This window comes from Janthinobacterium sp. J1-1 (assembly GCF_030944405.1).
Classification (GTDB): domain Bacteria; phylum Pseudomonadota; class Gammaproteobacteria; order Burkholderiales; family Burkholderiaceae_D; genus Janthinobacterium.
This window is the reverse complement of record NZ_CP132339.1, coordinates 861,941-880,228: the sequence shown is the minus strand read 5'-3', so window position 1 is coordinate 880,228 and position 18,288 is coordinate 861,941. Positions and strand designations below refer to the sequence as shown.

Sequence of the window (18,288 nt, the reverse complement as noted above, 5' to 3'; positions counted from 1 at the left end):
GACTATTGGTTAAACAGTCCATGGAAGCGTCTTGAAAAAAACCTGGCCACGCCTGGCGTCGATGGCGGCGCTCCTGCTGTGCGCCCTGCCCGCGACCGCCTGCCGCATGACGATGGCGCTGGAACAATGGCCACCCTCTGTGTACCGCGAGGCGCACGGCGGCTACGCGGGACTGGACCTGGAACTGCTGCGCGCCATCTTCAAGGAAGCGCGATGCACCCTGGTGACCTTGCCGGAGTTGCCGGCGGCGCGGCGCCTGCTGCTGTTCCGCGAGGGCCGCCTGGACCTGATGGTGGCCGCCTCCGATACGCCCGAGCGCCAGGCCTATGCGCGCTTCACCGTCAGCTACCGCGACGAGATCGTCGGCCTGTTCCAGCAACCGGGCCACGCCGTGTCGCCGCCGGCCACCAGCTTTGCGCAGGTCCTGCGCGGCAAGCAGACCCTGCTCGCGCCCAGGGTCGGCTGGTATGGCGACGCCTATGCGGCAGCCATGCCGGCGCTGGAGCAGCGCGGCCGGCTCAATCTGTTTGCCGGCATCGAACAAGGCGTGCGCATGCTCGACGCCGGCCGTGCCGACCTGCTGCTGGGTGACACCCTGGCCGTACGCCACGCGGCACGCCAGCAGGGCGTGGCGCTGGCCGCCCTGCCGTTCACCGTGCTGCGCGCGCCGGTGCACCTGATGCTCAACCCACGCACCACCAGCCCCGCCGACCTGGCACGGCTGGACGGCGCCATCACGCGCTTGCGGCAGCAGGGCGTGCTGGCGGCCATCCGCGCGCGCCATGAGCGCGGCGGGGACTAGCGATCCTCCTTCAGCCGCCCCGCCAGCAATTGCTGCAAGCGGTGCTTGCCGGCCCGGCGCGCCGCGCGCGGCGACACCTCGGACTGGTGCGCGCCGGCGCCGCCGCGCAGCTTGGCGGCTACCACCAGCGGGTTGCGCGGCTTCGGTGTTTTCAGTTTCAGTTTCATGGTTTCTCCTTTCAACCCTTGATGCAGACAACCTGGCGCAAGGTGTGCACCACTTCCACCAGGTCGCTCTGGTGCGCCATCACCGCATCGATATCCTTGTAGGCGGCGGGGATCTCGTCGATCACGCCACCGTCCTTGCGGCACTCGATGCCCGTTGTCTGCGCGATCAGGTCGAAGCGGTCGAAACGCCGCTTCGCTTCGCTGCGGCTCATGCTGCGCCCGGCGCCGTGCGAGCATGAACACAGCGACTGGGGATTGCCCTGCCGCGCACGATAAAGCTGCGCGCGCCCATGCTGCCGGGGATAATGCCCCATTCGCCCAGCCTTGCCGAGATGGCCCCCTTGCGCGTGACATACAAGTCTTCATTGCCATGCGTTTCCTGCGCAATGTAGTTATGGTGGCAGTTGATCGCCTCGCCATCGAGCCGGAACGGTGGCGCACATTTCGCCAGCGCCTCGAGCACCAGCCGCATCATCTCGCTGCGGTTGAGCAGCGCATAATCCTGCGCCCAGGCGACCGCTTCCACATAGTCGTCGAACACGGTGGACCCCTCGCTGACATAGGCCAGGTCCGCATCCGGCAACTGGATTTTGTGGCGCCGCATGTCCTTCTGTGCGGCGGCGATGAAGTAGCGGCCGATCGCATTGCCGATGCCGCGCGAGCCCGAGTGCAGCATGACCCACACGCGCTGTTCCTCATCGAGGCAGATCTCGATGAAATGGTTGCCGCCCCCCAGGGTGCCGGCCTGGCAGATCCAGCTGCGCTCGAACTGGCGCAGCATTTTCGCGATGCCAGGGTGGCGCTCGACGATGCGCAGCAAACGGTCGTTCAGGGGCCGCGTGGCGCGCGCCTGGCGCGAGCCCTGAACCTTGCTCCAGTCATGCTGTTCGAAGCCGACCGGCACGGCCGCCTCGATGCTGCTGCGCAGCCGCACCAGGTTGTCGGGCAAGTCGCTGGCCGTCAAGGTGGTGCGCACGGCGTTCATGCCGCAGCCGATATCGACGCCGACGGCGGCCGGAATAATCGCGCCGCGCGTGGGAATCACGCTGCCGACGGTGGCGCCGATACCGGCATGCACGTCGGGCATGGCGGCGACAAACGGATGGACGATGGACAGGCTGGCGATCTGCTGCAGCTGGCGCAGCGCCTGCGCGTCGATATCGTCGGTAAAAATGTGCACGGGTACGTGCAAGCCGTGCAGGGTCTGATGAATGGGCATACGTGAACCTTGGTATGCCAGGGTCTTGCCTGCCGGCGCCGCTGAACAGCGCACGCCAAAAAACAAAACCCCGGCGAGTTTCCTCACCGGGGTTCTATAAAGGAACGCCGGCTCGGGATCGATGACCCCGAGCAGCATGCACGGGGCTAGTTGTGATTCAAATTGTGGCTAGCCTGGTATTGCATGCTGTTTCCTTTCATTGTTGGGTGGATGAACTGACCGAGCCACGATTCTGCGCCTTGGCTGCGGGCCGTGTCAACCGGCCGCATGATAAAACAACCATATGTTGTAAAAAACATGATTTTTCCAGACTGTCATTTTTCACCGTCGGACTGGTCCAAATCGCTGCGGCTATCTATTCATTAATCTATTCATAAATCTATTCATCTTTTGCTTTAATTTCTATATATTATTGATTACATGTGATTTTTTAATCGATTAATCACCTATAAATCTATTCAACAAATCCGAAAAATGGCCAAAAAAGAACATGCTGCAGAGCTGGTGCGGCTGTTGAAACAAGGACCAGCAACGGCGCCAGCGCTGGTCGATGCCTTGGGCATCAGCCAGCCAACGCTCTCTCGCCTGTGGAAAACGATCACGGATGGGGTCGCACTGGGCGCTGGCAGGGCGCGCCGTTATGCCTTGCGGCGCAAGATTGCAGGCGTGCCAGCACCGGTTCCCCTGTTCCGCGTCGACGCAACCGGCCAGGTAGCGCCCGCCGGCCAGCTCGACACGCTGGAGGGCGGCTTTCATGCGCTGACCAACGCAGGTGAAACCTCATACCGTTTGTTCCAGGGCATGCCATTTTTTCTCGGCGATCTGCGGCCGCAGGGCTTCCTCGGCCGCATGGAACCCGGCAAGCACCCTGAGCTCGACCTGCCGGCCGACATCTTGCAATGGACGCCTGAGCAAGTGCTCAAATATATCGCCCGCCGCAGCGAGCAAGCGGCCGGCAACCTGATACTGGGCAATGAATCGTATGCACGATATCTGGCTGAAGGCCCCGCGCTGGCGCAATCGTTACTAATCGAGCAGGAGCGCGAAAAATGGTATCCGTCCATGGCAGAACAGGCCATGCAGGGCGAGCCACCTGGTTCATCGGCCGGAGGAGAACAACCGAAATTCACGGCAGTGCTGCAGCGCGCCTTCGCACCAGCCAAGATTGAACACGTCATCGTCAAATTCTCGCCACCGCTCGACACACCGGGCGGCCGCCGCTGGGGCGACCTGCTGCTGTGCGAACACCTGGCGCTGGAGGTACTGGCCAGTCACGGGATTGCCACGGCAAGCACGGCCATCCTGGAAGCCGGCAAGCGCATGTTCCTGGAAGTGGTGCGCTTCGATCGAAATGGCCTGATGGGACGCTTGCCAATGGCCACCTTGTCGGCGCTCGATGGCGACCTGGGCATGCAGGACAAAAGCTGGAGTGTCGCGGCAAAGGAACTGGCGCGGCTAGGCCAACTGCCGAACGATGACGTGGCGACGGTTGAAATACTTGACCTGTATGGTGCGCTGATCGGCAATACGGACCGCCACCACGGCAATCTGGCGGTCTCCTGGGAATTCGACCAGTCCTACCGTTTGCTGCCAGCGTACGACATGCTGCCGATGCTGTATCGTCCGAATGCCCACGGCGAAGTCATTGCGCGGCAAGCAATGCCCAATCTGGGCGCCCAGCTCGAACTTCGCCACCTGCCCCATTGCGCCGGCATGGCCAGTCAATTCTGGAGCGAGGTGCTCAATGACGCGGATATTTCAACCGCCTTCAAGAACGATGTCGCCCGGCCTCACCTGGCGACTGTGCAGGCCTTGCGCCGCGTTTGACAGTCACTGGCGAATCGCGCCAGGCGCTTGAGACGCCTGCCCGGCTTCGCTCGCCTTGGCCTTTTCCTTGGCGATGCGCGCGTCCAGCTTGACCTCGTTTTTCGCCGCGTAATCGCGGCACGCCTGCGCATCGACAAAGGGATTCGGTGACACGCCCATCACCCGTTGCGCGAGCTTCCGGTCGGCGCCCGAATGGTCGGGGTGGGCGGAAATGAGGATGTCGCAGGGCAGTTTCGCGAAGTCCTGCATCACGCGGCGAAACGCCGGTGTCAGGTCGGCATGGCGTTCGTCACCGAGGTAATGAAAGTCGTCGGCCGCCACCGGCGTCAGGCTGGCGCCGAACACCACGTTCAGGCAGTCGCTGCGCGCTTCATCCTCGCACGAGACCCAGGTCCAGCTGGTGCTGCCCGGTGTGTGGCCGGGCGTATGGCGCGCCGTCACGGTCAGTTCGCCCAGCGATAAAGTCTCGCCGTCGGCGATCTCGCGCACGTTCTCCACCGCCGGCATGGGGTCGATTTCGCCCGCTTGCGGATCTTCGTCGAGCACCCGGCCCGCGCGCAGGGCCTGTGCCCCCAGGGGACTGGCGACCACTTGCGCACCGCTGTCGCGCGCCAGCGCGGCGATGCCGCCCGAATGATCGAAATGCGCTTCCGTATTCAAAATGAACTTGATGTCTTCGATGCGAAAACCGAGTTCCTCGATATGCGCCCGAATGGCCGCCACCGATTGCGGCAGCGCGCCGTCGATCAGGACCAGCCCTGCTCGCGTATGGATCAGCACCACGCTCAGGCCACCGACGCCGACATAATACGTGTCGCCATGGATGCGCACCGGCTGTTGCGGGCGGTTCCACTGCTCGGCATAGGGCGAGACGATGGGACGGGTCAGCGGATCGTCGGCGGCCTGCGCCAGGACAGAGCATGACAGCGGCAGCATGGCCAGCGCGGCGAACAGCTTGGAAAAGGCGAAAGGCGGCATGCGGCTCCAGTCAGGAATATTTTTCTCAGGAAACAAAGAGTAGCGTCACCATCGCGCTGCGGTCAAGTTTGTGTCAGGATGGGCGCTTGTCCACTGCCGCGCACCCTGAGCCTGCGCCTGTCTGCCATGCGTCTGCTGATCCTGTCCGACCTGCACCTGGAAGTGTGGCGCGAGAACGCGCCCGCGATCGACCTGTCCGGCCGCCCCGACGCGGTGATCCTGGCCGGCGACATCGACACGGGCGCCAATGCGATTGCCTGGGCCGCGCGCACATTTGGCGCGCTGCCGGTGCTGTACGTGCATGGCAATCACGAAGGCTATGGCCACCAGCTGGAACAGATGCAGGCAGCGATCCATGACGCCTGCGCCAGCGCCAATGCGCGCGGCGCCCGTATCCGCCTGCTCGATGGCGACGCGGTGGAGCTGGACGGCGTACGCTTCCTGGGCGCGACCCTGTGGACGGATTTCCTGCTGTTCGGCGAAGAGCGCCTGGACGAAGCCCTGACGGCGGCGCAAAGCTATATGCCCGACTACAAGCGCATCAGTACCGGCGGCGTCGATCCCCGCCTGCTGTGCGCACACGATACGGCCGCCCTGCATGCGCGGCACAAGGGCTGGCTGGCGCAGCAGCTGGCGCAGCCGTTCGACGGCCCCACGGTGGTCATCACGCATATGGCGCCGTCGATGCGCTCGGTCGAAGAACAGTACGCGACCAACCTTGGCTCGCCCGCCTTTGCCTCGCACCTCGACGAGCTGGTGGCCCAGGCCGACCTGTGGGTGCACGGCCATATGCATGCCTCGCACGATTACCGCATAGGGGCTTGCCGCGTCGTCTGCAACCCCTGTGGCTACCAACAGCCCGATGGCATGCCGGAAAATGCGCGCTACGATCCCGGCTTTATCGCCGACATCGCCAGATAGCGCAGCTGCACCACGCCGCTGGGCAGCTGGCGCGTCTCGTCCAGCCGCCAGTCGCTGCGCGGCAAGCCGTCCTCGAACAGGCGCACGCCCTTGCCCAGCACCACCGGCAACACGGACAAGGCCAGGCTGTCGATGACGCCCTCGCGCAAGCCGGCGCGGATGACGGCGCCGCCATCGAGATACACGTGACGGCAACCCTCCCCGGCCAGTTCCTCCAGTACTTCCCGTACGCTGCCTTCGCGGCGCTGTTCCCCGTGGTGTGGCGAAAAATCGCGGTGGCTGAGTACGACCACGCGCTTGCCCGCATACGGCCACGGCTCGAACCCCAGCACGGCGTCATAAGTGGTGCGGCCGATCAGCAGGGTATCGACCTGCGCCATCAAGGCCGTGTAGCCGGTGGCCTCGGGCGAGTCGGGGGCCAGTTCGGCCAGCCAGGACAGGTCGCCGTTTTCTCCCGCGATGCAGCCGTCGATGCTGATGCCGAGAAAAACGCTGACAAAGGGTTTTTTCATGATGATGCCTTTATTTAATTCTACAGTGTAGAATTATGCCCATGAAAACCGAAAAACTTCAAGCCACCGAACCTGCCGTGCGGCGCGCCGGGCGTCCGCGCCGCACCGCACCCGCGCTGGACAGCGCCAGCATCCTGCAGGCGGCATCGATCCTGCTGGAAGAAAAAGGCGAAGCATTTTCCATGCGCGCGCTGGCGCAAAAGCTGGGCGTCGACGCCATGGCCCTGTATCACTACCATGCGGGGAAAGAGGAATTATTGCTGGCGTTGATGCTTGAGCGTTTTGCCGCGCTCGATCCGGCACGGCCGCCATTTACGCGGCGCCAGGCACCGGCACGGCGCTTGCTCGCGCTGTGCGCGCTGTACCTGGAACTGATCAGCGCCACGCCGTATTTCGTGCGCCTGATGGCGCGCGGGCTGGTGTCGCAGGCCGACGTGGCCGAGCGTTTTACCACGCTGTTCGAGCTGGCCGTCGAAGGCATGCAACTGGATAAAAAAACCCGGCTGCGCGGGCGCGATGCGCTCGTCGACTTCCTGCACGGCCATGCGCTGGCGGGCAGGCCGGCCAGCGAGACGCAATGGCACGCCTCGGTCGGCCTGATCCTGGCGGGCATGGCGGCCCGCCAAACGCACCAGCGGGACCTTACGCCAGCAGCTTGAGCAGCGCTTCCGCTGCCGCTTCCGACGATGCCGGATTCTGGCCCGTGACCAGCAGGCCATCGGTGATGGCGTACGGCTGCCAGTCGCCCAGCTTGGAGTAATCGCCGCCGTTTGCCTTGAGCATGTCCTCGACCAGGAACGGCACGATATTGGTCAGGCCCACCGCTTCTTCCTCGGTATTGGTAAAGCCGGTGACGCGCTTGCCATTGACCAGCGGCTTGCCATCGGCACCTTTGACATTGCGCAGCACGCCGGGCGCGTGGCAGACGGCGGCGACAGGCTTGCCGGCGGCGATCATCTGTTCGATCAGCGCGATCGAGTGCCGGTCTTCGGCCAGGTCCCACAGCGGACCGTGGCCACCCGGGTAGAACACGGCGTCGAAGTCGGCCGCTTTGACTTCGGACAGCTTGCCGGTGTTCGCCAGCACATTTTGGGCAACAGCATCGAGCTTGAAGCGGCGCGTGGCGTCCGTTTGCGAGTCGGCTTCATCGCTTTTCGGGTCCAGCGGCGGCTGGCCGCCCAGCGGCGAGACCGCCGTCAGCGTGGCGCCCGCCTCTTTCAGCGTGTAATACGGCGCGGCGAATTCTTCCAGCCAGAAGCCGGTTTTCTTGCCGGTGTCGCCCAGTGTGTCGTGCGAGGTCAGTACCATCAGGATGTTCATATTTTGTCCTTTTCAGTGTGGGTGTATCGAGGGTGGATCAAAGTGCCGCTTCGAGGATGCGGCGGCTGCGCGCGAGGTCGATATCCCGGTGTTCGCCCAGTGCCGTCATGCCATGTGCTTCTAGTTGTTTCAATACCGCTTCCACCGCCTCCTGGCCCAGGGCGTAGGCGGACAGGCGGGTCGGAATGCCCAGTCCCTCGAAGAAGGCGCGGGTGCGGGCGATGGCGGCGTCGATGCGTTCGTCGTCGCTGCCCTCGGTGATATTCCAGACACGCTCGCCATACTGTAGCAATTTGCCGCGTTTCTGCTCGCGCTGTACGTCCAGCAGTGCGGGCAGCACCAGCGCCAGGGTGCGCGCATGGTCGATGTCGTACAGGGCCGTCAGTTCGTGGCCGATCATGTGGGTGGCCCAGTCCTGCGGCACGCCGGCGCCGATCAGGCCATTCAGGGCCAGGGTGGCGGTCCACATCAGGTTGGCGCGGGTGTCGTAGTCGTCGGGCGAGGCCACCGCCTGCGGCGCGATCTCGACCAGGGTTTGCAGCAGGCCTTCGGCAAAGCGGTCCTGTACCCGCGCCTGCACCGGATAGGTCAGATACTGTTCGGTGGTGTGGACAAACGCATCGACCAGGCCATTGGCGACCTGCGTGGCCGGCAAGGTAAACGTCTTGCTGGGGTCGAGCACGGAAAATTGCGGATACAGCAGCGGGCTGCGGAAACTGAGCTTGGCATGCGTGGCCTTTTTCGTCACCACGCCGCCGCTGTTCATTTCCGAACCGGTGGCCGGCAGGGTCAGCACCGCGCCGAACGGCAAGGCCTGCTCGATATTGGCGCCGCCGCGTTCGGCGATGTCCCAGGCTACGCCGTCATGCAGGGCGGCGGCAGCGACGAACTTGGTGCCGTCGATCACCGAGCCACCGCCGACGGCCAGCAGGAAGTCCAGTTTTTCGCTGCGCACCTGCGCCACCGCGCGCATCAGGGTTTCATAGCTGGGATTCGGTTCGATGCCGCCAAACTCCTGTACGCTGCGCTGGCCCAGCGCGGTGCGCACTTCGGCCAGGGTGCCGGTCTTTTCGGCGCTGGCGCCGCCGTACAGGATCAGCACGCGCGCGTCCTGCGGCACCAGCGTGGACAGTTTGGCGACGGTATCCAGGCCGAAGACGATCCTGGTGGGGTTATGGAATTCAAAATGCTTCATGCTGTCACTCCTTATTATTAGACTGGTCGTCTATATTCGGTTTCAAAAAAAGCGGATGAGTGCATCCGCCCGGATTTCATTGATAGCTGCCTGGCGGCAGCTCCAGCATCGTCAACGTTGACTGCCATGCCGTCTTCAAAGCGCTGTCGTCGCGCCGCAGCTTGGTCAGCATGGCCGCCCCCAGCCACAGCTGGTACAGGGCCGAGGCCATGTGCGCCGGGTCCGCCACCGACGGCAGGGTATCGTCCACCCTGCCCTGCGCGATGGCCAGCGCCAGCCTGGCGATAATGCGGTTGGTGCCATCGAGCAAGGTCATCCGCATCGGCTCGGACATGTCCGCCACTTCGCTGCTCAGCTTGACCACCAGGCAACGGCAATCACAACCGCTGCCGTCCAGGCTTGCGCTGGTCCAGCTGGCCCAGTAATCCATCAAGGAGCGCGCCGCGCCCTGGCCGGGCTGGCCCAGCACGACATCCATCTCGGCCAGGTAGCCCTGCACATAATCGGCCAGCATCGCCTCGCCAAACAATTCCTTGGACTTGAAGTAATGGTAGAACGAGCCCTTCGGCACGGCGGCGGCCGCCAGGATCTCGTTCAGGCCCACGCCGGCAAAACCCTTGCGCGTGATGATGGCCTTGCCCTGGTCAAGGATGTGCTGGCGGACGTCGGTGTATTCGGCTTTCATGGAACATAGTATAGCATGATTAGACCAGTCGTCTACAACGTGATGTGCACCCGCGATTCACAGCCCGCGCCCGCGCACCAGGATGGCCTCGTCGATCTGGTCGATCGCCGTCACGCCGGTCAAGGTCATGGCTACCCGCATTTCACGCGCGAAAATGTCGAGCAGGTTTTCCACGCCATGCCGTCCATCGGCCGCCAGCGCATAGACGGACGAGCGTCCCAGCAGCACGGCGCGGGCGCCCAGCGCCAGCATGCGCACCACATCGAGGCCGGAACGCACGCCCGAATCGGCCAGCACCGTCAGGTCGCTGCCGACCGCCTGGGCGATTTCCGGCAGCGCGCGGGCGGTGGACGGCACGCCGTCGAGCTGGCGACCGCCATGGTTCGACACGACGATGCCGTCGGCGCCGAAACTGACGGCGTCCCTGGCATCCTGCGGATCGAGAATGCCCTTGATGATCATCGGGCCCTTCCAATAGTCGCGTATCCATTCCAGGTCGCTCCAGCTGATCGATGGGTCGAAGTTGTTCGCCAGCCAGCCGATGTAGTCTTCCAGGGTCACGGCCTTGCCCAGGTAACTGGAAATATTGCCCAAGTCGTGGGGCCGCCCCAGCAGGCCGACATCGAATGCCCAGGCCGGCTTCGTCATCGCCTGCAGCATGCGGCGCGGTGCGGCGTACGGCCCGGACATGCCCGAATGCGCATCGCGATAGCGCGCGCCCGGCGTCGGCATGTCCACCGTAAACACCAGGTTTTTCACGCCGGCCGCCTGCGCGCGTTCCAGCGCGTTGCGCATGAAACCACGATCCTTCAGCACATACAGCTGAAACCAGATCGGCGCGCTGCTTTGTGACGCGACCTCCTCGATCGGGCACACCGACACGGTCGACAGGCAATACGGCACGCCCTTGCTGGCGGCCGCCTGCGCCGCCTGGACTTCGCCGCGGCGCGCATACATGCCGGTCAGGCCGACCGGGCTCAGAACGACTGGCATGGCCAGCTTCTGGCCGAACAGTTCTGTTTCCAGGCTCAGCTGGCCGACATTCTTCAAGATGCGCTGGCGCAGGCTGATCGCCGCCAGGTCGGCGGTATTGGCAGCCAACGTATGTTCGGCATAGGCGCCACCGTCGATATAGTCGAACAGGAAGCGCGGCAGCTTGCGGCGTGCCGCTGCGCGATAGTCGGAGGCGGAAGAAATGATCATGGCAGGGGGGCGACATGGTGTTGTGAGATGAGCAGCATAAGGTCGGCTTTGCTATGATGCAAACAACTTATTTTTCTACGATCCAGTCGCCAATGGAATACCGATGAATTTACGAACGCTGCGGATCTTTGTCGAAGTGGTGCGCCAGGGCGGCTTTTCGCAAGCGGCGGCAACGGTGTCGCTGACCCAGTCCGCCGTCAGCAAGGCCGTCAGGACGCTGGAAGAGGAACTGGGCCTGCCCTTGCTGAACCGCCTAGGCCACCGCATCGAACTGACACCCGCCGGCGACATCGCCTACCGCCGCGCGCAAACGATGCTGGCCGAACGCCAGGATCTGCTGGTCGAACTCGATGAACTGAAGGGATTGCAACGTGGCGTGCTGAGGATCGGCATACCGCCCGTTGGCAGCGGCGTCGTGTTTGCCGCCATGTTCGCCGCCTACCGCAGCCGCTATCCCGCCATCGAGATCGCCTTGCTGGAGCATGGCGGCCAAAAACTCAACCAGTGCCTGCACGACGGCGAGGTCGACGTGGCAGCCATCCTGGCGCCCGTGCATGCCGACTTCGATTTCCAGGAAGTGCGCATCGAACCGCTGGTGGCGCTGATGTCGGCCAGCCATCCGCTGGCGGGCAGCGGGCGCGTCGACTTCACGCAATTGGCCACCACCCCCTTCATTCTGTTCGAAGGCGGCTTCGCGCTGAACCGCATCATCCTCGACGCCTGCGCGCGCAAGGGCGTGCAGCCAAAGATCACCGCGCGCAGCGCCCAGATCGACTTTATCGTCGACCTGGTGGCGGCGGGATTGGGCGTGGCCTTCTTCCCGCGCATGCTGGCGGAAAAACACCGGCGCGAGGATATCTGGCAAGCGCCCCTCGATGAACCGCACACCGACTGGCACATGACCCTGGCCTGGCGCCGGCAAGCCTACTTGCCGCCAGCGGCGCGGGCCTGGCTGGAACTGGCGGCGCAGATGCAGCAGTAGCACCGGGCGCTGCTACTCAGGCAAACTTCTTGAAATCCGGCTTGCGTTTTTCAAAGAACGCCGTAAACGCTTCCTTGGCTTCCGGCGCGCCCAGCATGGCGCTGAACAGCTGGTTTTCGTCGGCGATCGCCGCCTTGATCGGCTCCATGCGGCTCTGCTTCATCAGGCGCTTGGTGGCGCGGATCGAGGCTGCTGGCAGGGCCACCAGCTTGGCGGCCTGCGCCTGGGCGAACGGGATCAGTTCGTACAGCGGCAGCACTTTCGATACCAGGCCCATTTCCAGCGCTTCCTGGGCCGGGAAGGCCTCACCCAACATCAGCTTTTCGGCCGCGCGCGGGTAGCCGGCCAGCTGCGTGAACAGCAGGCTGGAAGCGAATTCCGGGCACAGGCCCAGCTGGGTGAAGGGCATCGAGAAGCTGGCGTTGTCGGCCGCGTAGACCAAGTCGCAGTGCATCAGCATGGTGGTGCCGATGCCGATCGCCGGACCGGACACCGCCGCCACCACCGGTTTGCTGCAACCGTACAAGGCGCGCATGAACTGGAACACCGGGCGGTCATGGTCGAGCGAGCCGTCTTTCGGGCGGGCCGTCTTCATGAAGTCGTCGAGGTCATTGCCGGCCGTGAAAATCTCGCGCTTGCCGCACAACATAATGGCGCGCACTTCGGTGTCGGTTTCGGCCGCCACCAGCGCATCGGCCAGGGTCTGGTACATCGCGCCCGTGATCGCATTCTTGCGTTCCAGGCGGTTGAATTCCAGCGTCAGTATGCCATCGCTCTTGCTGCACAAAATATCCATGGTGTCTCCAAAAAGATAAAGGGCGCCGAGGTATCCCCAGCGCCCAAGTTTTGACTAAGCCAATCTGACCTCTTGCGTCACGACGCCTGGCAGAAGCGTAGCGAGCGGCCGCGAGTTGTGGCCGAGACGCGCAGCTGTGCGAAGGCACAGTGAGCATCGCAGGCCGCGAATCGCAACGCGCAGTAGCTTATGCCAGGTGTCATCAAACGCGCTCAAAAATCCCGGCCGCGCCCATGCCGGCGCCCACGCACATCGTCACCATGCCGTATTTCTGCTTGGTGCGCTGCAGCGCGTGGATCACGGTGGCGGCGCGGATGGCGCCGGTCGCGCCCAGCGGGTGGCCCAGGGCGATCGCGCCGCCCATCGGGTTCACTTTCGACGGGTCCAGGCCCAGGTCGCCGATCACGGCCAGCGCTTGCGCGGCGAACGCTTCGTTCAGTTCGATCCAGTCCAGCTGGTCCTGGGTGATGCCGGCGGCGGCGCAGGCGGCGGGAATCGCGAACTTCGGACCGATGCCCATGATTTCCGGCGGCACGCCGCGCACGGCGAACGACGAGAACTTGGCCAGCGGCGTCAGGTTATGCTCGCGCAGGATTTTTTCGCTGACGATCAGCAGCGCACCGGCGCCGTCCGACATCTGCGAGCTGTTGGCGGCGGTGACGCTGCCCTTGGCGGCAAATACCGGTTTCAGCTTGGCCAGGGACTCCATGGTCGAATCGGCGCGCGCGCCTTCGTCGGTGTCGACCGTGCGGCGACTCACATCGACCTGGCCGGTGGCCAGGTTCGGCGTGCGCGTGATGATCTCGACCGGCGTGGTTTCGGCCTTGAAGAAGCCGGCTTGCTGGGCGGCGATGGCGCGGCGGTGCGACTCGACCGAGAACGCGTCCTGCTGCTCGCGCGTCACTTTCCATTGCTGCGCCACTTTCTCGGCCGTCAGGCCCATGCCGTAGGCCATGCCGATGTTTTCGTCGCTGAACATGTCCAGGTTCATCGACGGGTGGTGGCCCATCATCGGCACCATCGACATCGATTCGATGCCGCCGGCGATCATCACGTCGGCTTCGCCAACGCGGATGCGGTCAGCGGCCATGGCGATGGCGGTGATGCCCGAGGCACAGTAGCGGTTGACGGTCACGCCGCCCACGGTTTTCGGCATGCCGGCCAGCAGGACCGACTGGCGGGCGATATTGAAGCCCTGTTCCGCCTCCGGGAACGAGCAGCCGATGATGGCGTCGGTGATCAGGGCTGGGTCCAGGCCCGGCGCTTGCGCCAGCGCCGATTGCAGCACGCGCACCAGCAGGTCGTCGGGACGGGTGTTCCGGAACATGCCGCGCGGCGCCTTGCCGATCGGCGTGCGGGTGGCGGAGACGATATACGCGTCTTGAAGTTGTTTGCTCATAGTCTGCTTTCGCTTATCGATTTAGTTACGCACTGGCTTGCCGGTCTGCATCATGCCCATGATGCGTTCCTGCGTCTTCGGATGGTTCAGCAATTCCAGGAAGGCCTTGCGTTCCATGTCCAGCAACCACTGTTCGCTCACAAAACTGCCCTGGTCGATATCGCCGCCCGACACGATCTCGGCGATCATCTCGCCCAGTTTGAAATCGTGCGCGGAGATAAAGCCGCCGTCGCGCATGTTGACCAGCTGCGCCTTGATGGTGCCCCAGCCGTAACGGCCCGTGACCTGGATCAGCGACGGGAGCGCTGGGCGGAAGCCGGCGTCGAACATGGCGCGCGCTTCGACTTTCGCCACGTGCAGCAGCTCGTACGGATTGAAGACGATGACGTCGTCTTCCTTCAGGTAGCCCATTTTTTTCGCTTCCAGCGCCGACTTCGACACATTGGCGGTAGCGGCATTGGTAAAGCCCACTTTCAGGAACTGCAGGATGTCATTGCCGTTGGCCTGTTTGTAGGCGCGCTGCGCCGCTTCTTTCAGGCCGCCGCCGGCAGGAATCAGGCCCACGCCCACTTCCACCAGGCCGATATACGACTCGATCGAGGCGACACGCTTGGAGGCGTGCAGCGCCAGTTCGCAGCCGCCGCCCAGCGCCAGGCCCGCCACTGCGGCGATGACCGGCACGTTCGCGTATTTCAGCGACATGAAGGTTTTCTGCAGTTCGGCGATGATCGGATCGACCGCCTTGACGCCGCCCTGCATGAATGCCGGCAGGGCCGACTGCAGGTCGGCGCCGGCCGAGAACGCGCCGCCTTCGGCCGCATCCGCATGCCAGATCACCAGGCCCTTGAAGTTCTTTTCCGCTTCGGCCAATGCCAGTTTCAGGCCATTGATGACACCTTCGCCGATCACGTGCATCTTGGTCTTGAACGAGATGATCAGCACGTCGTCGCCCGTATGCCAGACGCGCACGGATTCATCTTCGAACACGGTGGTGCCGGCCGTCTTGCCGTCCACCGCGCCGCTGCCAATCACAGGTGCGCGGAATGGCTGACGGTCGTAGACGGACAGGGTCGAGCGCGGCACGAAGCTGTTCGAGACAGCCGAGTACGAACCTTCGGCCGTGTGCACGCCACCTTTTTCAGCGACCGGACCTTCGAATACCCAGGCCGGCAGCGGTGCATCGCACAGCGCCTTGCCGGCGTCGATATCTTCCTTGACCCAGTTCGCCACTTGCAGCCAGTTCGAGGCCTGCCACGTTTCAAACGGACCGACGTTCCAGCCGAAGCCCCAGCGCATGGCGAAGTCGATGTCGCGCGCATTGTCGGCCACGGTGTCCAGGTGGATCGCGATGTAGTGGAAGGCGTCACGGAAGATCGCCCACAGGAACTGGCCCTGCGGATTGGTCGAATCGTGCAGCGCCTTCATCTTCTTGACCGGATCCTTTTCCTTCAGGATGCGGGCGATGATGTCGGCCGCCTTCGCGCCGCCGGCCACGTATTCACCGGTGGCGAAATCCAGGCGCTGGATCTCGTTGCCCACCTTCTTGTAGAAGCCGGCGCCGCTCTTCTGGCCCAGCGCGCCTTTTTCCACCAGCTTGGCCAGCACGTCCGGCGTCTTGTAGACGGCGGCGAACGGGTCGTTCGGCAGGTAGTCCTGCATGGTCTTGATCACATGGCCCATCGTGTCCAGGCCCACCACGTCGGCGGTGCGGAAGGTGCCCGACTTGGCGCGGCCCAGCTTGGCGCCGGTCAGGTCATCCACCACATCGACCGACAGGCCGAATTTTTCGGCTTCGTGCACGATGGCCAGGATGCCGAACACGCCCACGCGGTTGGCGATGAAGTTCGGCGTATCCTTGGCGCGGACCACGCCCTTGCCCAGGGTGGTGGTCAGGAAGCCTTCCAGCTGGTCCGAAATCTCGGGCTTGGTAAACTCGGTCGGAATGATTTCGACCAGGTGCATATAGCGCGGCGGATTGAAGAAGTGCACGCCGCAGTAGCGCGATTTCAGGTCGGCGTCAAAGCCTTCGGCCAGCTTGGTGATCGACAGGCCGGAGGTGTTCGACGCAAAAATCGCGTTCGGGCCGATATGCGGCGCCACCTTCTGGTACAGGTCGTGTTTCCAGTCCATGCGCTCGGCGATGGCTTCGATGATCAGGTCGCAACCGGCCAAGAGGTCCAGGTTGTCTTCGTAGTTGGCGACCTGGATCAGGGCCGCGTCATCCTTGTTGCCCAATGGCGCAGGCGACAGCTTTTTCAGGTTCTCGATGGCGCGCAGCACGATGCCATTCTTCGGGCCTTCCTTGGCCGGCAGGTCGAACAGCACGACCGGCACTTTCGCGTTGATGCAATGGGCGGCGATCTGCGCGCCCATCACGCCGGCGCCGAGAACGGCAACTTTTTTAACGATGAAATTGGTCATATTTTCCTCAAGTCTTAGAACAGGTCTGCGTCGAGTGCCATCAGGTTGGCCGAACCGGAGCGCGCCTGGCGGATCAGGGTGGCCGTTTCAGGTTGCAGGCGGGCGAAATAGAAACGGGCGGTGGCCAGCTTGGCCGTGTAGAAGGTGTCGCCGGACGATTCTTTTTCCAGTGCGATCTTGGCCATCTGCGCGAACAGGTAGCTGTAGATCATGTGGCCGACCACGCGCAGGTAGGGCACGCAGGCCGCGCCCACTTCGTCCGGATTCTGGAACGCCTTCATGCCGATTTCCATGGTCAGCTTGGTGACCTTGTCGCCCAGGTCGCCCAGCGGCGTGACGAATTCGCTCATCGCTTCGTCGGTACCGTTGTCTTCCACGAAGGCCTTGATCTTTTCGCCGAACTTGCGCAGCTTGGCGCCGTTGTCGCCCAGGATCTTGCGGCCCAGCAGGTCCAGCGACTGGATCGTGTTGGTGCCTTCGTAGATCATGTTGATGCGCGCGTCGCGCACATATTGTTCCATGCCCCATTCCGAAATATAGCCATGGCCGCCGAACACTTGCATCGCGTCCGAGGTGGCGATCCAGGCGTTATCGGTGATAAAGGCCTTGATCACGGGCGTGAGCAGCGCGACTTCGTCGGCCGCTTCCTTGCGCACGTCGGCGTCAGGGTGGTGCAGTTCGCGGTCGATCTGCAGCGCCACGTACGAGGTAAAGGCGCGCGCGCCTTCGGCGTAGGCTTTGCCGGTCAGCAGCATGCGGCGCACGTCAGGGTGCACGATGATGCGGTCGGCCGGCAGTTCCGGGTTCTTGATGCCGGACAGCGAACGCATTTGCGTGCGGTCCTTGGCGTAGATCAGCGCGTTCTGGAAGGCGATCTCGGTCAGGCCCAGCGACTGCATGCCCACGCCCAGGCGGGCCGCGTTCATGAAGACGAACATGGCGTTCAGTCCCTTGTTCGGCTGGCCGATGATCCAGCCGCGCGCGCCGTCCAGGTTCATCTGGCAGGTCGAGTTGCCGTGGATGCCCATTTTTTCTTCGATGGCGCCGCAGGTGATCGGATTGCGTTCGCCAACCGTACCGTCTTCCTTCGGCAGGAACTTCGGCACCAGGAACAGCGAAATACCTTTCGAGCCTTCCGGTGCGTCGGGCACGCGGGCCAGCACCAGGTGCAGGATGTTTTCCGCCATGTCGTGCTCGCCGGCCGAGATAAAGATCTTGTTGCCGGTGATCAGCCACGAACCGTCGTCCTGTGGCAGCGCTTTCGAGCGCAGCAGGCCCAGGTCGGTACCGCAGTGCGGTTCGGTCAGGCACATGGTGCCGGTCCATTCGCCCGACACCAGCTTCGGCAGGTAGACCTGTTTCTGGTGATCGGTGCCGTGTTCCTTCAGGCACTCGTAGGCGCCGTGCGACAGGCCCGGGTACATCGACCAGGCCTGGTTCGACGAGTTCAGCATTTCATAGAACGAATTGTTCAGCACCACCGGCAAGCCCTGGCCGCCGTATTCCGGATCGCAGGCCAGCGCCGCCCAGCCGCCGTCGACGTACTGCTTGTACGCTTCCTTGAAGCCTTTCGGCGTGGTCACGGTGTGGGTCGCGGCGTCGTGCTTGCAGCCTTCGCGGTCGCCCGAGTGGTTCAGCGGGAACAGCACTTCCGAGGTGAACTTGGCGCCCTCTTCCAGTACCTGGTTGATGATGTCGGCATCGACTTCGGCGTAATCGGGCATGGCTTTCAGCTCTTCACCGACGTTCAGGAACTCATGCAGAACGAATTGCATATCACGGATAGGCGCGACGTATTGACCCATTATTTTCTCCTCAAGGCATTAGCTAAAGTGTTGTACTTGTATGTGCGGCGTATGTT

16 protein-coding genes and 1 pseudogene are annotated in these 18,288 nt (G+C 63.5%); 5 read left to right on the top strand and 12 right to left on the bottom strand.

Features of this window, described 5'->3' with window-relative positions; translation table 11 throughout:
* Window positions 1-31: 31 nt before the first annotated feature.
* Entirely contained in the window at window positions 32-802 is a 771-nt protein-coding gene (locus Q8L25_RS03955; protein ID WP_308923639.1) for a transporter substrate-binding domain-containing protein, read from the top strand.
* Here the strand turns inward: Q8L25_RS03955 and Q8L25_RS03950 are convergent.
* Together Q8L25_RS03950 and Q8L25_RS03945 are read right to left on the bottom strand one after the other, a co-directional pair.
* Complete coding sequence (locus tag Q8L25_RS03950; RefSeq protein WP_308923638.1) at window positions 799-969, bottom strand: hypothetical protein; 171 nt, start codon at window positions 967-969, stop codon at window positions 799-801. The genes Q8L25_RS03955 and Q8L25_RS03950 overlap by 4 nt on opposite strands.
* Before the next feature lie 11 nt (window positions 970-980).
* Window positions 981-2,188, bottom strand: a pseudogene (locus Q8L25_RS03945) (RtcB family protein).
* A gap of 474 nt (window positions 2,189-2,662) precedes the next feature.
* On the opposite strand from Q8L25_RS03945, the gene yjjJ reads away from it, so the two are divergent.
* Window positions 2,663-4,015 (top strand): type II toxin-antitoxin system HipA family toxin YjjJ, encoded by a 1,353-nt coding sequence (gene yjjJ / locus Q8L25_RS03940; RefSeq protein WP_308923637.1) that lies wholly within the window; start codon window positions 2,663-2,665, stop codon window positions 4,013-4,015.
* A gap of 3 nt (window positions 4,016-4,018) precedes the next feature.
* On the opposite strand, the gene bla is transcribed toward yjjJ, so the two are convergent.
* Window positions 4,019-4,993: a subclass B3 metallo-beta-lactamase gene (gene bla, locus Q8L25_RS03935; protein ID WP_308923636.1), complete on the bottom strand. Its 975-nt coding sequence runs from the start codon at window positions 4,991-4,993 to the stop codon at window positions 4,019-4,021.
* Between the two features lie 78 nt (window positions 4,994-5,071).
* On the opposite strand from bla, the gene Q8L25_RS03930 reads away from it, so the two are divergent.
* Window positions 5,072-5,914 carry a metallophosphoesterase family protein gene (locus Q8L25_RS03930; RefSeq protein WP_308923635.1) on the top strand — a complete coding sequence of 281 codons (843 nt, stop codon included), beginning with the start codon at window positions 5,072-5,074 and terminating at the stop codon, window positions 5,912-5,914.
* On the opposite strand, the gene Q8L25_RS03925 is transcribed toward Q8L25_RS03930, so the two are convergent.
* A complete protein-coding gene (locus Q8L25_RS03925) occupies window positions 5,878-6,426 on the bottom strand; it encodes a dihydrofolate reductase family protein (protein WP_308923634.1) in 549 nt (182 codons plus the stop codon). The genes Q8L25_RS03930 and Q8L25_RS03925 overlap by 37 nt on opposite strands.
* Before the next feature lie 41 nt (window positions 6,427-6,467).
* Between Q8L25_RS03925 and Q8L25_RS03920 the strand changes: the two genes are divergently transcribed.
* Window positions 6,468-7,085: a TetR family transcriptional regulator gene (locus tag Q8L25_RS03920; protein ID WP_308923633.1), complete on the top strand. Its 618-nt coding sequence runs from the start codon at window positions 6,468-6,470 to the stop codon at window positions 7,083-7,085.
* On the opposite strand, the gene Q8L25_RS03915 is transcribed toward Q8L25_RS03920, so the two are convergent.
* The 4 genes from Q8L25_RS03915 to lldD all read right to left on the bottom strand — a co-directional run bounded on the left by Q8L25_RS03915 (window position 7,069) and on the right by lldD (window position 10,829).
* Window positions 7,069-7,746: a type 1 glutamine amidotransferase domain-containing protein gene (locus tag Q8L25_RS03915; protein WP_308923632.1), complete on the bottom strand. Its 678-nt coding sequence runs from the start codon at window positions 7,744-7,746 to the stop codon at window positions 7,069-7,071. The genes Q8L25_RS03920 and Q8L25_RS03915 overlap by 17 nt on opposite strands.
* 37 nt (window positions 7,747-7,783) lie before the next feature.
* Entirely contained in the window at window positions 7,784-8,941 is a 1,158-nt protein-coding gene (locus Q8L25_RS03910) for an iron-containing alcohol dehydrogenase (RefSeq protein ID WP_308923631.1), read from the bottom strand.
* Between the two features lie 76 nt (window positions 8,942-9,017).
* A complete protein-coding gene (locus tag Q8L25_RS03905; RefSeq protein ID WP_308923630.1) occupies window positions 9,018-9,626 on the bottom strand; it encodes a TetR/AcrR family transcriptional regulator in 609 nt (202 codons plus the stop codon).
* 57 nt (window positions 9,627-9,683) lie between these two features.
* The gene (gene lldD / locus Q8L25_RS03900; protein ID WP_308923629.1) at window positions 9,684-10,829 is read right to left on the bottom strand and encodes an FMN-dependent L-lactate dehydrogenase LldD; all 1,146 of its coding nucleotides are present in this window, start codon (window positions 10,827-10,829) and stop codon (window positions 9,684-9,686) included.
* Between the two features lie 103 nt (window positions 10,830-10,932).
* On the opposite strand from lldD, the gene Q8L25_RS03895 reads away from it, so the two are divergent.
* Window positions 10,933-11,811 (top strand): LysR substrate-binding domain-containing protein, encoded by an 879-nt coding sequence (locus tag Q8L25_RS03895; RefSeq protein ID WP_308923628.1) that lies wholly within the window; start codon window positions 10,933-10,935, stop codon window positions 11,809-11,811.
* Between the two features lie 16 nt (window positions 11,812-11,827).
* Here Q8L25_RS03895 and Q8L25_RS03890 read toward each other — a convergent pair whose 3' ends face one another.
* The 4 genes from Q8L25_RS03890 to Q8L25_RS03875 form a co-directional block, all read right to left on the bottom strand.
* Entirely contained in the window at window positions 11,828-12,607 is a 780-nt protein-coding gene (locus tag Q8L25_RS03890; RefSeq protein ID WP_308923627.1) for an enoyl-CoA hydratase, read from the bottom strand.
* A gap of 202 nt (window positions 12,608-12,809) precedes the next feature.
* Window positions 12,810-14,006 carry an acetyl-CoA C-acyltransferase gene (locus tag Q8L25_RS03885; protein ID WP_065310068.1) on the bottom strand — a complete coding sequence of 399 codons (1,197 nt, stop codon included), beginning with the start codon at window positions 14,004-14,006 and terminating at the stop codon, window positions 12,810-12,812.
* A gap of 21 nt (window positions 14,007-14,027) precedes the next feature.
* Entirely contained in the window at window positions 14,028-16,427 is a 2,400-nt protein-coding gene (locus Q8L25_RS03880) for a 3-hydroxyacyl-CoA dehydrogenase/enoyl-CoA hydratase family protein (RefSeq protein ID WP_308923626.1), read from the bottom strand.
* A gap of 14 nt (window positions 16,428-16,441) precedes the next feature.
* A complete protein-coding gene (locus Q8L25_RS03875) occupies window positions 16,442-18,232 on the bottom strand; it encodes an acyl-CoA dehydrogenase C-terminal domain-containing protein (protein WP_308923625.1) in 1,791 nt (596 codons plus the stop codon).
* Window positions 18,233-18,288 lie beyond the last annotated feature (56 nt).